Annotated in this window: 19 protein-coding genes; 9 read left to right on the top strand and 10 right to left on the bottom strand. The window is 45.2% G+C overall.

Annotated elements, in window-relative coordinates; translation table 11 throughout:
* Position 1: 1 nt before the first annotated feature.
* Positions 2–652, bottom strand: a complete 651-nt coding sequence (locus tag ABQ275_RS25480; protein ID WP_349315970.1) for a hypothetical protein — start codon at positions 650–652, stop codon at positions 2–4.
* Between the two features lie 135 nt (positions 653–787).
* On the opposite strand from ABQ275_RS25480, the gene ABQ275_RS25475 reads away from it, so the two are divergent.
* On the top strand, positions 788–3295 hold the full coding sequence (locus ABQ275_RS25475; protein ID WP_349315969.1) for a DUF5686 family protein: 2508 nt from the start codon (positions 788–790) through the stop codon (positions 3293–3295).
* Positions 3296–3297: 2 nt separating this feature from the next.
* Complete coding sequence (locus tag ABQ275_RS25470; RefSeq protein ID WP_349315968.1) at positions 3298–3690, top strand: hypothetical protein; 393 nt, start codon at positions 3298–3300, stop codon at positions 3688–3690.
* Positions 3691–3714: 24 nt separating this feature from the next.
* On the opposite strand, the gene ABQ275_RS25465 is transcribed toward ABQ275_RS25470, so the two are convergent.
* Positions 3715–4896, bottom strand: coding sequence for an aminotransferase class III-fold pyridoxal phosphate-dependent enzyme (locus ABQ275_RS25465; protein ID WP_349315967.1), 1182 nt, complete (start codon positions 4894–4896; stop codon positions 3715–3717).
* A 91-nt stretch (positions 4897–4987) separates the two neighbouring features.
* Here ABQ275_RS25465 and ABQ275_RS25460 point away from each other — a divergent pair, with 91 nt between their 5' ends.
* The 3 genes from ABQ275_RS25460 to ABQ275_RS25450 are packed head-to-tail and all read left to right on the top strand — an operon-like array spanning position 4988 to position 5874.
* Positions 4988–5521 carry a gamma carbonic anhydrase family protein gene (locus ABQ275_RS25460; RefSeq protein WP_349315966.1) on the top strand — a complete coding sequence of 178 codons (534 nt, stop codon included), beginning with the start codon at positions 4988–4990 and terminating at the stop codon, positions 5519–5521.
* A gap of 44 nt (positions 5522–5565) precedes the next feature.
* Positions 5566–5715 (top strand): hypothetical protein, encoded by a 150-nt coding sequence (locus ABQ275_RS25455; RefSeq protein WP_349315965.1) that lies wholly within the window; start codon positions 5566–5568, stop codon positions 5713–5715.
* Positions 5716–5724: 9 nt separating this feature from the next.
* Complete coding sequence (locus ABQ275_RS25450; RefSeq protein WP_349315964.1) at positions 5725–5874, top strand: hypothetical protein; 150 nt, start codon at positions 5725–5727, stop codon at positions 5872–5874.
* Here ABQ275_RS25450 and rsgA read toward each other — a convergent pair whose 3' ends face one another.
* The 5 genes from rsgA to ABQ275_RS25425 all read right to left on the bottom strand — a co-directional run bounded on the left by rsgA (position 5875) and on the right by ABQ275_RS25425 (position 10790).
* Positions 5875–6810, bottom strand: coding sequence for a ribosome small subunit-dependent GTPase A (rsgA, locus tag ABQ275_RS25445; protein WP_349315963.1), 936 nt, complete (start codon positions 6808–6810; stop codon positions 5875–5877). It abuts the gene before it with no gap.
* Positions 6811–6855: 45 nt separating this feature from the next.
* Positions 6856–7866 (bottom strand): VWA domain-containing protein, encoded by a 1011-nt coding sequence (locus ABQ275_RS25440; RefSeq protein WP_349315962.1) that lies wholly within the window; start codon positions 7864–7866, stop codon positions 6856–6858.
* Between the two features lie 42 nt (positions 7867–7908).
* A complete protein-coding gene (locus tag ABQ275_RS25435; RefSeq protein WP_349315961.1) occupies positions 7909–8901 on the bottom strand; it encodes a hypothetical protein in 993 nt (330 codons plus the stop codon).
* A gap of 24 nt (positions 8902–8925) precedes the next feature.
* The gene (locus ABQ275_RS25430; RefSeq protein WP_349315960.1) at positions 8926–9795 is read right to left on the bottom strand and encodes a DUF58 domain-containing protein; all 870 of its coding nucleotides are present in this window, start codon (positions 9793–9795) and stop codon (positions 8926–8928) included.
* Positions 9796–9866: 71 nt separating this feature from the next.
* The gene (locus ABQ275_RS25425) at positions 9867–10790 is read right to left on the bottom strand and encodes a MoxR family ATPase (protein WP_349318808.1); all 924 of its coding nucleotides are present in this window, start codon (positions 10788–10790) and stop codon (positions 9867–9869) included.
* 328 nt (positions 10791–11118) lie between these two features.
* Here ABQ275_RS25425 and ABQ275_RS25420 point away from each other — a divergent pair, with 328 nt between their 5' ends.
* From ABQ275_RS25420 to ABQ275_RS25410, 3 genes are all read left to right on the top strand, one after another.
* Positions 11119–11460: a hypothetical protein gene (locus tag ABQ275_RS25420; RefSeq protein WP_349315959.1), complete on the top strand. Its 342-nt coding sequence runs from the start codon at positions 11119–11121 to the stop codon at positions 11458–11460.
* A gap of 77 nt (positions 11461–11537) precedes the next feature.
* Positions 11538–11918 carry a glycine cleavage system protein GcvH gene (gene gcvH, locus ABQ275_RS25415; protein ID WP_349315958.1) on the top strand — a complete coding sequence of 127 codons (381 nt, stop codon included), beginning with the start codon at positions 11538–11540 and terminating at the stop codon, positions 11916–11918.
* A gap of 128 nt (positions 11919–12046) precedes the next feature.
* Positions 12047–12436 carry a VanZ family protein gene (locus tag ABQ275_RS25410; protein WP_349315957.1) on the top strand — a complete coding sequence of 130 codons (390 nt, stop codon included), beginning with the start codon at positions 12047–12049 and terminating at the stop codon, positions 12434–12436.
* Between the two features lie 69 nt (positions 12437–12505).
* On the opposite strand, the gene ABQ275_RS25405 is transcribed toward ABQ275_RS25410, so the two are convergent.
* The 3 genes from ABQ275_RS25405 to prfA form a co-directional block, all read right to left on the bottom strand.
* On the bottom strand, positions 12506–13186 hold the full coding sequence (locus ABQ275_RS25405; RefSeq protein WP_349315956.1) for an OmpA family protein: 681 nt from the start codon (positions 13184–13186) through the stop codon (positions 12506–12508).
* 230 nt (positions 13187–13416) lie between these two features.
* Entirely contained in the window at positions 13417–14001 is a 585-nt protein-coding gene (locus ABQ275_RS25400) for a hypothetical protein (protein WP_349315955.1), read from the bottom strand.
* 182 nt (positions 14002–14183) lie between these two features.
* Positions 14184–15248 (bottom strand): peptide chain release factor 1, encoded by a 1065-nt coding sequence (prfA, locus tag ABQ275_RS25395; RefSeq protein ID WP_349315954.1) that lies wholly within the window; start codon positions 15246–15248, stop codon positions 14184–14186.
* A gap of 98 nt (positions 15249–15346) precedes the next feature.
* Here prfA and ABQ275_RS25390 point away from each other — a divergent pair, with 98 nt between their 5' ends.
* Positions 15347–16492 carry an amidohydrolase family protein gene (locus ABQ275_RS25390; protein WP_349315953.1) on the top strand — a complete coding sequence of 382 codons (1146 nt, stop codon included), beginning with the start codon at positions 15347–15349 and terminating at the stop codon, positions 16490–16492.
* The last annotated feature ends 4 nt before the right edge of the window (positions 16493–16496 follow it).

Below are 16496 nucleotides of genomic sequence, written 5' to 3'. Positions count from 1 at the left end.
GTTATTGATTGAAAGCTCCCCCTTTCCTTTCATATTTCCACCACATCAATGCACCATAAATAATGTGCAGCAAACCAAACCCTACAGCCCAGAAATACAAGCCCTTCCGCAAAAAGAACAGGTTAACGATTCCCAGTAACGCTTCCAGTATGCCCAGGTAACGCACATCCGGTAAAGTATATTTGCTGCCATTGATCAGCGCCAATCCGTAAAAAACAAGACAACTGGGCGCCACCAATGACTCCAGGTGATTATATAGCAGTCCTGCTATAAAAGCACCACCGGCCGCCAGCGGAATAGCTACGTTCACCAACACTTTACGCGCGGTAACATCCCAGATAGGAAGATTATTCCGTCTTGCCCTGCGCCAGGTAAAAAAGGTGCCACCACATAAAGCTGCCACCAGCACACACAGCGCCAGTACAACCAGGCGAAACTTCAGCGAGGCATAGTCCGCATCATTATATACACCACTGGCATCCCACCGGTGATAGTAGTCCACCAGCCAGGTATGCGCCAGACCAGCACCTATCAGCGCACTGATCCCGGCAGAGATGCCACTCAGCCCACTGAGAGAGATAAAGCGGCTGCTACGTTCCATCAATTTCCTGATGTCACTTAACGTTTGCAGATGTTGTTGATCGTCTGTCATACAAAAAAGCACTTTGCGCTACAAAGCTACTTAAAAATATCACATTTTAAAATATAATTTTTTGTTATAACTGCGTTACCTATAGGATACCTTCGATACAGATTAGCAGTAAATAATCTAATATTGTTGTCAGATATGCTTGGTTGGAAAAGAATATTAGCAGTAATTATTGGCGTAAGTGTTTGTTGTTCGGGATTGATGGCGCAGCAGTATAAGGTTAGCGGAGTTGTAAGGGACGCCCACTCTCAGGAAATCATCCCTTTCGCCACGCTACAGTTTGTTGGTACGCAAACAGGTATGGTGAGCAATGCGGAAGGTAAATACTTGTTTGAATTAAATGTTATCCCATCAGATTCAATACTGGTAAGGGTAATGGGGTATACCATCCTTAAAATGCCGGTCAGCCGGGAACAGAAAGAACAAACCATCGATTTTGAAGTTACCCGCTCCGATGTTTCTCTCAAAACATATGAAATAAAAGCCAACGTAAACTTCGCGCTTATTCTCCTGAAACAGATCGTAAAACATAAACCGGAAAATAATTATAACCGTCTCGATAATTATAAATACGAGGTGTATAATAAGCTGGAACTGGATATGAAAAACCTGAACAAGGATAAACTATCAAAGAACCGCTTCACCAAACCATTCGCTTTTATTCTTGATAATATCGACAGTACTTCGGAAGACAAACCCTTTCTACCCATCTTCCTCACCGAATCGCTGTCTGATTATTATTACCAGGCTAATCCGCGCAAAACAAAAGAAATTATTAAGGCAGCCCGCACTTCCGGCATCGACAATGAAAGCGTAACCAAGTTCCTCGGTGCGATGTACCAGAACGTAAATGTGTATGATAATTTCATCCCGGTATTTGATAAACAGTTTGTAAGCCCTATTCATCACAACGGCGCTTTTTACTACGATTATAAAATTGCAGATACGCAATATGTGAGCGGCCAGCGTTTCATCAAACTAAACTTTACGCCTAAACGAAAAGGAGAGAATACATTTATTGGCGACCTGTGGGTACACGACACTACCTACGCCGTGCAGAAAACTACTTTATCTGTGCCAAAGGATGCCAATATCAACTTTATACACAAAGTCAGTATGGTACAGGAGTTCCGCCAGTTGAAAGATAGCAGCTGGTTCCTGTATAAAGATAAATTTATTGCCGACTTCTGGGCACCCAGCCCGAGGCCGGGAAAAACATTTGAATTCATTGGTAGGAAAACCACTAGCTATGATAGTGTCGTCACCAATGATACCGCCGCGACCAACATCTTCCATGATAAAAAATATCCGGAGAGTGTAGTTGTTCTCGATAGTGCACGCGACCGGAAAGATGCCTTCTGGGATGATAACCGCCCGGAAGACCTGAATAAAAATGAAGTAGGTATTTATAAGATGATAGATACCTTGCAACGTATGCCCCTGTTCCAGAAATATTCCAACACCATCCGGTTTCTGGCCACCGGCTATAAGCCATTCGGACCAATAGAGTGGGGTCCTTACTATTACCTGTTTTCACAAAACAGGCTGGAAGGTTTCCGTTTGCGGCTCGACCTCGGCACCACACCTAAATTCAATAAGGATCTCTATCTCTATGGCTATCTTGCCTATGGTTTTAAAGATCAGGTGTATAAAGGAAAAATGTCTGCCTTATGGCTGTTGAAAAGACATCCGCGGATGTACGTCTATGGCGCCTATACAAAGGATCTCGACAATGGCTCGCACTATTATGATGAAGTGGGTACCGATAATATTTTCACGCTGGCTATCCGGAAAGGTGGTGTACCACAAAAATTTCTTTTGATAGAAGAGAAGCGCGTTGAGTTTTTTAAAGAATACTACAGTGGCTTTTCGCACCAGGTATCGCTGATCCATAAAAAGGCCCGGCCTTATGAACCATTGCCTACAGCAGCCTACTTCCCCAAAGAGCCAAATGGCCGTGATCCGCTCACCACAACGGAAGTAGAGTTAAGACTCCGTTATGCTTTTCATGAACAGTTCCTGGAAGGCAACTACTACCGTGTAAGCCTGGGCAGCAAATACCCGATCACAGAAATAAAATATGCATTGGGCATACCCGGAATAGGTAATAGCGGACAGCAGTATCAACGGATGACACTCAGTGTATCCGACTACGTTAAGCTGCCGCCATTCGGTTCACTTTACTATAATGTTTTTGGTGGAAAAGTTTTCGGCACGGTGCCTTATACTTCGCTGGAAGTACATCCCGGCAACGAAATTTATTACTATAATAAGTATGCGTTCAATATGATGAACCGCTTTGAGTTCCTCAGTGATCAATATGCAGGATTCAACGTGGAACACACCATCGGGAATGGTATTTTTGGTTACATCCCGTTGATCAAGAAGCTGAAGTGGCGCCAGTTCTGGACGGCCAAAGGTGTAATTGGTTCCTTATCCGAATCCAACAAACAGCTCAACCTGAATAACGGTTATCCTTTCAAAACACTACAGGGAAATCCTTATCTTGAAGTAGGTACCGGTATTGAAAATATCTTCAAATTCCTGCGGGTGGATTTCATCTGGCGCGTAGCACCGGGTTCATTGCCCGATGAAGCAGCCAGTAAACGATTCGGTGTATTTGGCAGCTTTAAGCTTCAGTTTTAACTATGAAAGATATTACGCATTCCGAACTATTTGAAACCCTGGTAAACGGGGAAATTGATGGCGAATATTACGACCTTCACAACGACTATCAATGCATTAAAATATCCTGCAACGCTGCTGAAAAAAAAGTAGAAATGCGATTTATCAATGATGACTATAAGATCATTGTTACTTTCAGTCAGGCTACCATTGTGAACTGCGTCTTCAACCCCGGAAAGCCGCCAGGAGGCAATACTTTAGATCTTTTTTTCAGAGGCAGGTTTGAAAAAAATAATAACCTGCATGAAATGACGGATCTGGGTGAATACTATTATCATATAAAATTTCAGGAAGATGATATCCTGGAAATTTTTGCCAGACAGGTTGTCCTTAAAATGAGCCGCCTCAATTCCTGATAAATGCTACCCGCAGGTGACAGGTCAGGCATTATCCAGCCCTTCACAAATCACTTTGCAGGCATGTATGATCTCTTCTTCCGTAATAATCAATGGTGGTGCTATCCGCATACATTCAGGCGCAAACAGGAACCAGTCTGTCAGCACGCCTTTATCAATACAATAGTCGATCACTTTTTTATTTGCGGCAAAGCTTTCCATTTCCACGGCTATCATGAGGCCGAGAGAACGAACGGCTTTTATGGCGGGGTGCCTGAGGTGTTGTAAAAACACCTGTTCCTTTGCCTTTACTTCCTGTATTAACTGCGCATCCAGCAATGCTTTGAAACCGGCAAGGCCGGCAGCGCAATTCACCGGATGTCCGCCAAAGGTGGTGATATGGCCCAGTACCGGGTTATTGGTGAGGGTCCACATCGTTTCACGGGAGGAGATGAAAGCACCTAATGGCATACCGCCACCCAATGCTTTGCCTAGCAGCAGTATATCGGGTGTAACGCCCAGCTGTTCAAAGGCCCAGAGGGTGCCGTTCCTCCCGAAGCCGCACTGAATTTCATCCAGCACCAGTAAGGCGCCTGTAGCAGCGCAGCGTTCCCGAAGTGCGTGTATCCATTCCCGTTGTGGTACGTTTACGCCGCCTTCTGCCTGCACACTTTCAGCAATCACCGCGGCAGTGTTTTCCGTGATCCGTTCCAGTGATGCAAAGCTGTTGTATTCCAGGTGCTGAATGCCAGGCAACAGCGGGCGATAGGCATTACGCCAGTATTCATCACCCAGGATACTCAATGCGCCTTGTGTAGAGCCGTGGTAACTGCGGTTAAAGGCCGCTATTTCTGTTCTGCCTGTAAAGCGTTTGGCCAGTTTCATGGCCCCTTCTACCGCTTCAGCACCGGAGTTGGTGAAGAATACACAATTTAAATTTTCAGGCAGATGCTGGGTAAGCAAGCTGGCAAAGGCCACCTGTGGCGACTGTACAAACTCACCATACACGAGCAGGTGCATATATTGTTGCGCCTGATCCTGTATGGCTTTCACCACCGCAGGATGACAGTGTCCCACATTACACACACTGATACCGGCTATCAGATCAAGGTATTGTTTGCCGGATGTATCCCACATATACATGCCTGCTGCTTTTACAATCTCCAGTGCCAATGGGGCATCGGAAGTTTGTGCTACATGCTGCAAAAAAAGTTGCCTGTTATTCATATCACTTACTGCGCTGTTATTTGCGAAGTTAGAAAACAACCGCTAAATAGTAATTGTTATATTTGTAAGACAAGCACTAAAACAAATTGTTATGCCGAACATTATACCATTAAGAGGATTTACACCGCAAATTGCTGATGACTGTTTTATAGCCCCCAATGCCACTATTGTAGGTGATGTGATAATGGGTAAAGGCTGTACCATCTGGTTCAACGCAGTTGTGCGCGGAGATGTAAACAGTATCCGCCTCGGCGAAAATGTAAACATCCAGGATGGTGCAGTAATCCATTGTACCTATGAGAAATCTAAAACCATTGTAGGGAATAATGTGTCTGTAGGCCACAATGCCATTTTACACGGTTGTACCATTGATGATGATGTACTGATCGGAATGGGTGCTATTATTATGGATAATGCACACATCAGCAGCAACAGTATTATTGCCGCCGGCGCTGTGGTGTTGAGTGAAACACATGTGGAACCGGGTACTATCTATGCGGGTGTACCTGCTAAAAAAGTAAAGGATATAGATATGGCGCTGATCAAAGGAGAAATCAACCGCATTTCTAAAAACTACAACATGTACGCTTCCTGGTACCAGGAAGAAAAGGTAGAACAACCTTAATACACACGTTATAAAAAAACATTATATTGCAGGCAAATATCCCTATGAAAATACTTATTTGCCTGCTCCTTTTGGGTTGCATCCTGCTTCCCGGCTGCGCTTCGCAGAAAACAGGATGTCCGGCCACCAGTTACAATAAAAAAGACCTGCAAAAGCAGAACCGTAAAGCAGGGAAACAAATGCGCCTGTTTTAAATCCTGATCATGCGCAAACCCGCCTTGATAGCATTGCTACTGGCTATTATTCTTTTGCCCGCCTGTCGCACGCAAAAGAAAGGTTGTCCATTGCCCAAACGTAACTGGGGGGCGGAAAAAGTATTCGATGAAATCAATAAACCGGGAAAACACGCCTGATCAGTACAGCTCCTCCCGCATTGTTTCCAGGATAGTGGCGTAGCTTACATATCTGTCTACATCTATTTCTCCGGCTTCTACCGCCACTTTCACGGCGCAACCGGGTTCATTGAGATGGATACAGTTATTAAACTGGCACTGTGGAATGTAGGGCAGCATCTCCAGGAAGTAATGAGACAACTCCGTTTTGGGAATATCTACGATGCCGAATTCTCTTACACCAGGGGTATCTATTAAACAACCGCCATCAGGCAGATCGTACATTTCGGCGGAGGTGGTGGTATGCAAACCCTTGCCACTCCAGCCGCTTACAGCCGTGGTTTTCAGATCCAGGCCAGGCAGCAGGTCGTTGATCAGAGAGGATTTACCCACACCGGAATGGCCGGCCATCAACGTAGTTTTATCTTTCAACATCGCTTTTACCACATCTACCTGATCGCCGGTGGTAGCGGAAATCAGCACCACCCGGTAACCAATACCTGTATACAGTTCTTCGATGGCTTCGTACTTATCCATCTCTTTGGCTTTGTAAATATCTTTTTTATTGAATACCAGGATAACGGGGATATGATAGGCTGCAGCTGTAACCAGAAAGCGGTCAATGAAACCCTGTGAAGTGCGCGGATCTTTTACCGTGCATACCAGCACCGCCTGATCCAAGTTAGCTGCTACGATATGTTTTTTATTTTTCCCGTGCGGGGAGCTGCGGACAATATAGTTTTTACGGGGGCCGATCTCCGTTATCATCGCATTCTTCGCATTGGCGTCGCTATCATCGGGTTCTATCTCCACTACATCGCCTACCGCAATAGGGTTGGTAGAGGTAATAGATTCATCCATTTTGAAAACGCCTTTCATACGCGCCTGGAACGTTTCACCCGTGGCTGTTTTCACCACATACCAGCTACCCGTTGATTTATATACTGTTGCTTGCAATAGTCCTTTTTATTTATAATAAGCCCAAAGGTAGTGAAATGGGAATTATGGCAGGCTTTTGAATACGGAATAGCGCAATACCGCTTCCAGCAATATGCAGCCCAGTGCAATCATGGCCAGCGGAAAGAAATGCTCTGCAAAACGTTTATAAGAAGTGATCTCCACTTTGGTTTTTTCCAGTTGGTCAATCTCTCCATAAATATTTTTCAGATCACCGGTACTGGTAGCGCGGAAATATTTACCGCCGGTTTCTTTGGAGATCTTTTTCATCAGCGGCTCATCAATCTGTACATCCTGCATCACCATCTGTACGCTGCCATCAGACATAGGCATCGGGAAGGGCGCTTTTCCTATGGTTCCTACCCCGATGGTGTATACCCTTATTTTAAATGCTTTGGCTATTTCCAGTGCGGTGAGCGGATCTACAAGCCCTGTATTGTTTACACCATCCGTAAGCAGGATGATGACCTTACTTTTAACGTGACTGTTGCGCAGGCGATCTACCGAAGTAGCCAGGCCCATACCAATGGCGGTACCGTCCTGTAACATGCCGCTTTTCACCTGCATGATCTGATTTTTCAATACCGCATGATCGGTGGTGATAGGACATTGTGTAAAGCTTTCGCCGGAAAACACTACCAGCCCGATACGGTCGCTGATACGTTTGTCCACAAAGTCCATCGCTACTTTTTTGGCGGCTTCCATGCGATTCGGCTGAAGATCCTCTGCCAGCATACTACCGGAGATATCTATGGCCATCACAATATCGATGCCTTCACTGTCTATATTTTCAGAAGTATTGGAAGTTTGTGGTCTTGCAAGTGCTGTTACCAATGCTGTAAATGCCAGCAGTCGCAACGCCAGCAGCACTGGCCTGAAACGTACTTTCCAGGAAACCGGCAGCCCTTTCAGTCCTTCGAGGGATGACATCATCATAACGCCCTGCTGCCGCTTGCGCCGGGCCAGGCGCCAGTATATCATCACCGGTATCAGCAGCAAAAGCCAGAAGAAAACCGGGTAGGCAAATTCAATATTTTTCCACGTTGAAAAATCCATTATTTCAATTACGAATTACAAATGATGAATTGCGAAGAACCATTATACGGTAGGCTTTTCGTTTGCTGCTTCATTTACCGGCTCTACTTTAGGCTTCGTCCACTCCAGGATCTCTTCTGCCTTATGCAAACAATCCTCGTGCTCATCAGCCGTAGGCTGCAACTTCGCAAACTTGGCCAGATCCGCTATCGCCAGTAGTGCCCGCAGCTTATCCCGCTGCTGATTTAATTTGGTCACCGGTTTGATGTTCTGCAACAGCTCTTCACTGGTTTGTTCCAATGCAGCAATGCCAAACTGGTGTTCAAAATAGGTACGCAAAATATCAGTAAGCCTGGTATAGTATTGTTTGATATCTCCCTGCTGCCATAACTTCTCCTCTTTCAATGTTTTCAACTGCTGCATGGCCAGTTCATAAGGCGTTACAGATGGCCGTACTGCCACCGGTACTTTCTTAGGTCGCTTGCGGAAATACAACCAAAGCCCCAGGGCTATCAGCACTACAGCCAGGCCTATAGCAATATACATCCAGTAATCCCAGATGTTCCAGGGCACTGTTTTCACCGTTTTAATAGGCTTAAATGCTTTGGAGGTATCTACTGCTACGGTGTTTACATCTATTCCCAGCGGCTGGCTGAACAAAGAATCATAACTGTTGCTGCCGGCGGTGCCATATACTTCAAATTTCAGGGGAGGAAATTCCCAATGGCCGGAGTCAAAGCTGGTAACCGTAAATGTTTGCCGGAGAATTTTCTGATCCTGTAGTGTGGTGGTATCCAGGGCGCTACGTGCTACTACTTCAAAATGGTCCATAGAATCAGGCAATACCGGAAACAGGACCCTGAAATCAGCACTGTTGAATTGTTTGGCCGGAACAGCGGCACTCAGTTCTACTTTTATCTGCTCACCAATCCTGATACTGCTGGTATCCGCCTGGGCAGACACAGCTACCGTGTGCTGCGCCAGCAGGCTGAAAGGATACAACAACCCAACAAAGAAACATAAAAATATACGCCTTATAACTTGCTGTTTATACATGTTTAATTTGCTCTCCTTTATAACTTATGCCCTGTTCAGGAAAAATGTTTGCAATACCTTCACATAATCTTCATCGGTACGTATCGTAACAAGTTCTGCACCACTTTTCATAAAAGCATTTTTACAATATTGTGCATGCTGCTGAAATTGCTGCTCGTAATATTGTCTTACCCGGCGGTCTGCGGTGTCTACCCATTGTGTAGCGCCGGTTTCAGCATCTATCGCCTGTATTAATCCTACCGTTGGTAATTCTTTATCCCGCTGGTCGTATACCTGAACGCCCACCACATCATGTCTTTTGGAAGCGATGTTGAGTGCTTCCTGGTAGTTGCCGGATAAAAAATCGCTCAGCATAAAAACGATACTGCGCTTCTTGGTAGCATTATTAAAGAAACGTAACGTTTCTTTAATGTTGGTTCCTTTTCGTTTAGGCGTAAACGATAGTAGTTCACGGATAATGAAAAGAATATGTGATTTACCTTTTTTTGGCGGAATATATTTCTCCATTCCATCACTGAAAAAGATCACGCCTACTTTATCATTATTTTTGATAGCCGAAAAAGCAAGTACGGCGCACAACTCTGTAATCAGGTCGCGCTTATCCTGTTTTTTGGTACCGAAGGAAGAGCTTTCACTCATATCTACCAGCAGCATTACCGTCAGCTCTCTTTCTTCTTCAAAAACCTTCACAAAAGGGTGGTTGAAACGCGCCGTTACATTCCAGTCGATAGATCTCACATCATCTCCGAAATGATAATCCCTTACTTCACTAAACGACATACCGCGTCCTTTGAAAGCACTATGGTATTCGCCTGCAAAAATATGATTGGTAAGCCCTTTCGTCTTGATCTCTATCTGTCTTACCTTTTTTAATATTTCAGCTGTATCTAACATGTGATAATTACGGATAACGGATTACGAATAACGGACCGGCGCGAAGAGCAATGTCTTGGCGAAAATCCGCGCTATGGCACTTCTACCGTGTTCAGTATTTCACTGAGGATGTTTTCACTTGTTACGTTTTCTGCTTCTGCTTCATAAGTCAGCCCTACACGGTGGCGCATAACGTCGAAGCATATACTACGGATATCTTCAGGAATAACATATCCCCGGCGTCTCATAAAAGCATATGCTTTGGCTGCCAGTGCCAGGTTGATGCTGGCCCTCGGCGAACCGCCGTATGAAATAAGCGGCTTCAGTTTCTGCAGCTTATAATCTTCAGGGTTGCGGGTAGCAAAAACGATATCGATGATATATTTTTCAATCTTCTCATCCATATACACTTCCCTTACCAGTTTGCGTGCTTCCATAATATCGGCAGGCTGGATCACCGGCCGGATAGGTGTGGCCGCATCCGGGTTCAGGTTCTGACGGATGATATGTACTTCTTCTTCTTTAGTAGGATAGCCGATCACTACTTTCAGCATGAAACGGTCTACCTGTGCTTCAGGCAGGGTATAAGTACCTTCCTGTTCAATCGGGTTTTGTGTAGCCAGTACCAGGAAAGGATCATCCAGTTTGAAAGTGGTATCACCGATCGTGATCTGTCTTTCCTGCATGGCTTCCAGCAGGGCGCTCTGTACTTTGGCGGGGGCACGGTTGATTTCATCTGCCAGGATAAAATTGGCGAAGATGGGACCTTTGCGCACCATAAATTCATTACGCTGCTGATTGTAGATCATAGTACCTATCACATCCGCCGGAAGCAGGTCCGGTGTAAACTGGATGCGGCTGAATTTGGCATTGATCGCTGATGCCAGCGATTTGATAGACAATGTTTTTGCCAGACCCGGTACACCTTCCAGGAGTACGTGCCCCTGCGCCAGTAAGCCGATGAGGAGTCTTTCCACCATATAACGCTGGCCCACAATTGCTTTACTCAACTCCATATTCAGGAGATCCACAAAAGCACTTGCCTGGTGAATTTTTTCGTTCAGTTGCCGGATGTCGGACGATGTATTTTCCATGCTAATAGATTTTCAGGTGTGCTAAAATAAACATTCTCTTGCCAAATAAAACTTATCAGTGTGTGAATGCCCCGTTAAAGTGCTGTTAAACTTGCTACCATGGCTCTTTTACATGTATATACCCCTAACGTGGACGCCCAAATTAATAAAGCTACCGCATATTTATATAATATTTTTCCTTATAACGTACATTTGCTGATAACTATTAGCTTTTATTATTAAACGGATATAAGTATTAAACAGATAAAAAATGGACGATTTTGCGCAACGCTGGAAGCGTGTAGATGATATGCTCACCGAAAAATTCGGTAAACAACCCAACATGGAAGCTATACTTTTCCTGATAGGTATCAATGAACTCAATAACCTTAAAAAGAAATATACCAAAGAACAGAAGCAGGACCTGATGCACGTAGCGGTATGTACCCTCCTGAGCCAGAGCGGCTATTATGAGCTGGATGGCTATGACCAGGACGGATGGCCTCATTTTAAAGAATTACAACCTGTTCCAAAACTGGAAATGACCGAACAGGAACATTTCCTGAAAGAGCATATCATTGCCTATTTTTCGGACGAAGCAGACGAAGCCTAACCAAATAAAGAAATGGGGCTTTTTTAAGCTGATTAGTAATTTCTTCCGTATTTTTACGGCTCAAAATCAAACTTGTTATGAATTTTCCGTCAAATCTGCGTTACACAAAGGATCACGAATGGGTTTTATTAGAGGGTAACATTGCAACTATTGGTATTACTGAATTTGCTCAACGCGAGTTAGGTGATATCGTTTTTGTGGATATTACCACTGTAGGTAAAGCAGTGAACGCAGAAGAAGTATTTGGTACTGTAGAAGCTGTTAAAACAGTATCTGACCTCTTCATGCCGGTTACCGGCACCATCAATGAAGTTAACCCTGCACTGGAAGCAGCTCCCGAGCTGGTAAACCAGGACCCATACGGCAAAGGCTGGATGGTGAAGGTTACTTTAAGCAATTCTGCTGATGTAGCAGCACTGCTGGATGCAGCTGCATACCAGGCACTGGTAGGCGAATAATTACGCCATCAACATTCTTATATAACAAAAAGGACAATGGGCTGCGTTATCAATAACAGCCCGTTGTCCTTTTCATTAAGTGCCTTTTCAGGAAACCCGTATTATAATTATTATAATTTTTTTATAGGATGATGAAAATCTGGAAATACTATATTCCGGCCACTGTATGGATCATCATGATTCTTGTTTTGTGTACGTTACCCAGTAAAGATCTTCCCTCCAACTCTTTTTTTGACGAGATCCATTTCGATAAGATCGTGCATTTCGGCATGTTTGGCGGCATCGTATTGTTTTTAAGCCTGGGCGTTTACTGGCAGAAGAAACATATTGCTGCTGTTACCTTATTCCTGTTTGTGCTGGTGGCCGCCAGCTATGGGCTGGCTATCGAATTTATTCAGAAGTACTGGGCAGTAGGCCGCAGTTTTGATATGTACGACGTTTTAGCAGATACATTGGGCGCCATTGCGGGTGTGATCGTATTTAAAATCGTACTCCGCTTATTCTTCCGGAATAAATAAAAAATCCCCCCTGAAACCAGAGGGGAATGTAGATCTGCTTATGAGAAATAATTATTTTTTACTGTTTTATTACTGCTGACCAGCTTCTTTCTTCGCGTCTGTCTTCATCTTGTCGTTTGCAAAGATAGAGAACTCGCAACGGCGGTTTATAGCACGGTTAGCTTCTGAATCGTTCGGCACTTTAGGCTGACTCTTACCATACCAGAAACCCTGGATACGATTAGCTGCAACACCCTGCGCTTTCAGGTAAGCTACTACACTGTTGGTTCTTCTTTCAGATAAACCAAGGTTGTAAGCATCTGTACCCTTATCATCCGTATGACCTTCTACACGTACATATGTATCAGGATATTTGTTTAATACAGCGGCCAGTTGCTGAATATTCTCCTTGGCAACAGCAGACAGATCAGATTTATCAAAACCAAACAGTACGCCAGCGTCAAAAGTTACATTGATACCTTCACCAACACGTTCTACTGTAGCATTCGGTACTTCTGTTTTGATTTCCTGCGCCTGTTTATCCATCTTTTTACCGATCAAGGCACCACCAGCACCACCTAATGCAGCACCTATGATAGCACCCAGTGCCGTGTTACCAGCCACTTTACCAATTACGGCTCCGGCAGCAGCACCACCACCAACACCTATCGCAGCACCTTTCTTTGTATTGTCCATGCCCTGCCAGGTTTTACAACTGAATAACATGGTTACAGATAAGACCATAGCTACCAGAACATTGAATTTTTTCATCGTAGTAATTTTAAACATGAAGGTTATTATGATAAGGATGACAAAAGTAATTGAAAAACTGGTAAACAAATACTTTGCCAGTTTCATTTTTGTTTCGCAACTTATTGATTATTATAAGTAAACAGGAACCAAAAAAACAGCAATTAAATTTATACATAATTATTAAAACACATACAATTTTAACACCGTCCCGTGGGCTGGGAACCGTTACTACAACAAAAAAACAAAGATCAGCCCAAAAGGTTCTTCAAGAGGCCACCAATTCCGCCGCCACTATTACCCTGTTGTTGCTGTTGCGCGCCATTGCTCAGCAAACTTGTAAGGTCATTAAAATCCACATCGCCATCACCATCCTTATCCAGACCACCTTTCAATTTACCAAGCACACCCTGCAGGTTGATACCCTGCGCGGAACCGCCCGTTAAAGAATTAAGGATCCCGTCCAAACTAAAGCTGCTGTTAGCCGGATCATTGGTTTTGCTTACCAGCGACCCCAGTACACCCGGTATCAGCGTACTAGCCAGTTTCATGGCAGTACCTTTGTCCAGGTTGAATTTCTCCAGCAATGTACCTACCAGGTTATTGGAAATATTACCCACTACCGGGTTGTCCTGTGCAGATACATCAGCCTGGCCACCTAATAAAGCCAGCACTTCCTTTGCATTGCCACTGGCCAGCTGCTGCTGTATGCCACTGGCAATAGATTCAGTAGCAGCGCCAATTACCGCTTCATTTTTTTCATTCGGGACATCAGGATTGTTTACAACCGCGCCCTGCGCATTTTCGCGAACGAGTTCCATTAATTGCTCTAACATGATAATATGGATTTTAGGGGAGAATAAGAATCGCGAAGCAACATGAATAAATGCTGCGACCGCCAACTAAATGTAGGATAATTTGCGAAAAGTAAGTGTGGCGGCTGAAAAAATCATAGCAACTTAATTGATAAGTATGATTAGCGGGATGACTAATCATACTTATCAATTTTAAAGACAACTTAGCCGCCTTGTTTCAGCTTCTCCGCGTTTTCGGCAAACTGGAGAGCATCTACCATATCTTTAATTTCCCCGTTCATAAAAGCATCGAGGTTGTAAACGGTCATGCCGATACGATGATCTGTAACACGCCCCTGTGGGTAGTTATAGGTGCGTATTTTAGCAGAGCGGTCACCGGTAGATACAAGGCTTTTACGCTTAGAAGCAATGGCATCTTCATGTTTACGCACCGCAGCTTCGTAGATCCGTGTACGTAACATCTTCATGGCTATTTCCCGGTTGGAGTGCTGGCTGCGGCCCTCCTGGCATTCAACCACCACGCCGGTAGGAATATGCGTTAACCTTACCGCCGACTCCGTTTTGTTTACGTGCTGACCACCCGCACCAGAGGAGCGGAAGGTATCCATTTTAATATCTGCTTCCCGTACATCCACATCCACTTCTTCCGCTTCGGGCAATACCGCTACCGTAGCCGCAGAGGTATGCACACGGCCGGAACCTTCCGTAGCCGGTACACGCTGTACGCGGTGTACGCCTGATTCAAATTTCAGCGTACCATATACATCTTCCCCGTTCACTTCCAGCACCACTTCCTTAAAACCACCGGCAGAACCGGCATTCTCGTTCAGCAGGTTGGTCGTCCATCCTTTGAGTTCGCAGTAACGCAGGTACATCCGCATCAGGTCGCCGGCAAACAGGCTGGCCTCATCACCGCCGGTACCGGCGCGTATTTCCAGGATCGCATTCTTTTCATCCTGCGGATCTTTCGGGATCAGGAGGTTGCGGATCATTTCTTCCTGCGCCACCTTCTGTTCCTGGAGTTCTTCGGTTTCAGCTTTTGCCAGTTCCCGCATTTCATCATCTCCACTATCCAGTACTTCTTTGTTAAATGCGATATTGTCCAGCAGGGAGCGGTAGGCATCATATGCCTTAACGATCCTTTCCAGCTGACGGTATTCTTTGCTAAGCTGGCCAAACTTTTTGTTATCACTTACCACCGCAGGGTTGGTAAGGGCCAGCGATACCTGTTCAAAACGGCCTTTTATAGCTTCCAGTTTGTCTATCATAATTATCTTTGACTTTTGCGTATCGTTCCCAACCGGGTAGATGATACCGCCAATCGGGTTGCAAAATTAAATCATTAACTTAATTAAATATCAGGTTATTGAAACAGATCAAATTAAAAGGAAAGGATATATTCAACGGGGAGCGGTTACTCGGTCCCGGCAAGGTGCTTATAATTGACGAAAACGGCGTAGTGGCGGGCATTGTAGCCGAAGAGGAAGCCGGAGCCGATGTGTCAGAACTGGATGGTATTTTATGCCCCGGATTCATAAACGCGCATTGTCACCTGGAATTATCCCACATGAAAGGGGTGATCCCGGAAAAAACAGGGCTGCCCGCCTTCCTCACCCAGGTGATGCAAGCCCGCAACACCAACATTGACGGGCAATCCGCCGCCATAGCAGTGGCCGCACAGGCCATGTGGGAAAGCGGCATCGCCGCAGTAGGTGACATCTGCAACAGTACCGCCACCCTGCCCCAAAAGCAACAACACGGCCTTTACTATCATTCCTTTATTGAATGCATGGGCTTTGTAGATGCCGGCGCCAACGCCCGCTACACCTACAGCATGGATATTTTAGCAGCGTTCCGCGCTATAAACGGCCCCCTGCACAACTCCTCCATCGTACCCCATGCGCCCTATTCTGTCAGCAAACCCCTGTTCAGCCTGCTGGCAGGTACGCCTGGCAATGCGCCGGTCAGCATCCATAACCAGGAATGTATGGCCGAAAATGAGCTATACACCAGCAAAACGGGCGACTTCCTTGATTTCTATCACCACTTCGGCATGGATATCAGTGCATTCAAAGCCCCCGGTAGCAATAGCCTGGAGGCTTACCTGCCGGTCTTCTCCCAAAATAAAATCCTGCTCGTTCATAATACGTATACAACCGGACAGGATATTGCGTTTGCGCTGCAACAACCGGTAGAAACCTGGTGGTGCCTCTGCCCGCAGGCAAACCTGTATATAGAAAACCGCTTGCCGGATATTCAACTCTTCCGGCAATTCAATTGTAATATTACCCTGGGAACAGATAGCCTGGCATCCAACCATCAGTTGTCTGTGTGGGAAGAAATAAAAACGATCCGCGCCCATTATCCGGATATCCCCCTGGAAGAAATTTTACAGTGGGCTACCAGCAACGGGGCCAAAGCACTCGGCATCAACGACAAATACGGTAGTTTCCGTACCGGAACAAAACCCGGTGTAGTATTGATTAACAAAGAAAGCAAAAGAATAATTTAGACCT

It is taken from the genome of Chitinophaga sp. MM2321, from assembly GCF_964033635.1.
Taxonomy (GTDB): Bacteria; Bacteroidota; Bacteroidia; order Chitinophagales; family Chitinophagaceae; genus Chitinophaga.
Note: the sequence above shows the minus strand (reverse complement) of the source record. Positions and strands in the feature narration are given on the sequence as shown.